We start from the raw sequence: 3030 nt of genomic DNA on the forward strand, positions 1-3030 counted from the left end.
GCTTTTTTATGGGCGTTCAACTTTTGCCTTGTGGAGATCAAAGGTGGGAGCTGGCTTGCCTGCGATAGCATCACCGCAGCGTGTCTGACACACCGAGGTGCCTGCATCGCGGGCAAGCCCGCTCCCACAGTTAGTCCGCGCTGAAACTCAATGCTTGCGGCAGGTCCACATCCCACAGCACACCGGGATCTTCCACTCGCACCTCCTGCACACTCGCCTGGGCAAATAACGGCTTTGCGCCACGATCACCGCTCAATGCCATCATTCGCGGCCCAAGCACCCGGCCAAAAGCCACCGGATGCCCGTATTTACCCGCCTGCACCGGCACACTGATGCCATCGTCCTGGACCGCATCAACCACCCGCTCAATGGTCGACGGCTGAATAAACGGCATATCCCCCAACACCACCAACCAGCCATCGGCCTCACCACTGGCTGCGACAGCCGCCGCGATGCTGTCACCCATACCGGCCGATTCGAGCAGCAAGACTTCACAGCCATACGCCTTGGCCAAGCGAATAACGGCCAGGCGGTCCGGCGAAGTGACCAGCCAACGCCTTACAACGCGCCCTGGCAAATTCATCAACACCTGCTCAATCACTGGCCGCGTTATGCCGTCAAGCCCGATGCAATCAGCCAGCAGCTTGTCTTGATCAGCACCGGCCGCAGCGCGAAAGCGACTGCCCTGCCCCGCCGCCAGCACAATCGCCGTCACCATTACTCAGCCTCCACTGGCAACGGTTTCTTCTGCATCGGTGCCACGCCATTCTTGATCGCGACAATTTCCGCCATCAATGACAGAGCAATTTCGGCCGGCGTATGACTACCGATATGCAGACCGATCGGCCCATGCAGACGCGCGATCGCCTCCGCCGACAATCCCAGCGCCGCCAGGGTTTCCCGGCGCTTCTGCGTATTGACCCGCGAACCGAGGGCGCCAATGTAGAACGCCGATGAGTTCAGAGCCGTCAGCAGCGCCATATCGTCCAATCGAGGGTCGTGCGTCAGGCAGACGATGGCCGTGCGCTCATCCGTCTGGATATTCAGCACCGCCTCATCCGGCATGCCGGGCACAAAGCGGCCATGCTGCTCTTCCCAGCCGTAGACGAATTCTTCGCGCGGGTCGCAGATCAGCACTTCGAAATCCAGCAGGCGCGCCATTTCAGCCACGTAGCGCGACAGCTGCCCGGCGCCGATCAGCAGCAAACGCCAACGCGGGCCGTAGATAGCCCGCAGGCGCTCGCCATCAAAGGTCACGACGTCGGTCTTGGCCGCGCCGCTCAAGGTCACCGTGCCACTGCTCAGGTCCAGTTCACGCGCGACGATCTGATGGTCTTCGCAGCGCGCCAGCAGCTGCGAGACCCAGCCAAATTCATCCACGCGTTCCTCAGTCAGGCGCAACGTGCCGCCGCACGGCAGGCCGAAACGCGCCGCCTCATCGCGGGTGACCCCATAGGTCACCAACTGCACCGGCGGGCCATCCTCCGGCAAGCGGCCATCCTGCAAGCGCGCGATCAAGTCGTCCTCGATGCAACCACCCGACACGGAGCCGATCACCACGCCATCGCCACGCAAGGCCAACATCGCCCCCGGCGGGCGTGGGGCGCTGCCCCAGGTCTGGACCACGCTGTACAAAACTACTCGGTGCCCGGCACGGCGCCATTCGAGCACGCTGCGCAGGACATTAAGATCCACACTGTCCATCAGGTCTCCTACGGCGAATGAAGTATTCACTTACTGTAAAGCAAGCAAAACCCAAAGCGCCACGCCAGAAACGCAAACGCCCCGAACCAGTCGGGGCGTTTGCAGGCTTTGGGTGTTGTTCACACCTTGGGCAATTTTTTACTTGATAGCAGGAGCAGGGCCTTCAGCCACGCCCAGGTCATCTTCCGGGCGGGTGTCGGAGATACCGGTGCCGCCGGACGCCAGCTCGCTGTGCAGCTTGTCGGTGTCCAGCTCTTTAACCCACTTGGCCACAACGATGGTGGCAACGGCGTTACCGACCAGGTTGGTCAGTGCGCGGGCTTCGGACATGAAGCGGTCGATACCCAGGATCAGCGCCAGGCCGGCAACCGGCAGGTGGCCTACGGCCGACAGGGTCGCAGCCAGCACGATGAAGCCCGAACCGGTCACGCCTGCAGCGCCTTTGGAGGACAGCAGCAGCACCAGCAGCAAGGTGATCTGGTGGGTGATGTCCATGTGGGTGTCAGTCGCCTGGGCGATGAACACGGCAGCCATGGTCAGGTAGATCGACGTACCGTCGAGGTTGAAGGAGTAGCCGGTCGGGATCACCAGGCCTACTACGGATTTCTTCGCGCCCAGACGCTCCATCTTGATCAGCATGCGTGGCAGTGCGGATTCGGAGGAGGAAGTGCCCAGAACGATCAGCAGCTCTTCACGGATGTAGCGAACCAGCTTCAACACGCTGAAACCGTGCGCACGGCAGATGGCGCCCAGCACCACGACCACGAACAGGATGCAGGTGATGTACAAGCAGATCATCAGTTGGCCCAATTGCACCAGGGAACCTACGCCGTAGGCACCGATGGTGAACGCCATGGCGCCCAGGGCACCGATTGGCGCGAGCTTCATGATCATGTTGATGATGTTGAACATCACGTGGGCGAAGCGATCGATAAAGTCCAGCACCGGCTTGCCGTAGGCACCCAGGCGATGCAGGGCAAAACCGAAGATCACCGAGAACATCAGCACTTGCAGGATGTCGCCGTTGGCGAAGGCACCGACGATGGTGTTCGGGATCACATTGAGGATAAAGCCAACCACGCTCTGGTCTGCACCAGCGGTCACGTAGGCCGCGACTTTAGAGGCGTCCAGGGTTGCCACGTCGATGTGCATGCCGGCGCCCGGTTGCACAACGTTAACGACGATCAGGCCGATCAGCAGGGCAATGGTGGAAACAACTTCGAAGTACAGCAGCGCGTAGCCGCCGGTTTTGCCCACCGATTTCATGCTTTGCATGCCAGCGATGCCGCTGACAACGGTGCAGAAGATGATCGGGGCGATGACCAT

Annotated in this window: 3 protein-coding genes; all 3 read right to left on the reverse strand. The window is 61.2% G+C overall.

From position 1 onward, the window contains the following. Positions 1–130: 130 nt before the first annotated feature. Entirely contained in the window at positions 131–718 is a 588-nt protein-coding gene (locus tag FEM54_RS29150; protein ID WP_138453915.1) for a nucleotidyltransferase family protein, read from the reverse strand. Beyond that, a complete protein-coding gene (locus FEM54_RS29155; protein WP_017138373.1) occupies positions 718–1704 on the reverse strand; it encodes an XdhC family protein in 987 nt (328 codons plus the stop codon). Before FEM54_RS29155 ends, FEM54_RS29150 begins: the two co-directional genes overlap by 1 nt. Before the next feature lie 138 nt (positions 1705–1842). After that, positions 1843–3030 (reverse strand): dicarboxylate/amino acid:cation symporter (locus tag FEM54_RS29160; RefSeq protein WP_138453916.1); only part of this gene is annotated, 1188 nt, incomplete at its 5' end.

The sequence above is a fragment of the Pseudomonas edaphica genome (genome assembly GCF_005863185.1).
Lineage (GTDB): Bacteria > Pseudomonadota > Gammaproteobacteria > Pseudomonadales > Pseudomonadaceae > Aquipseudomonas > Aquipseudomonas edaphica.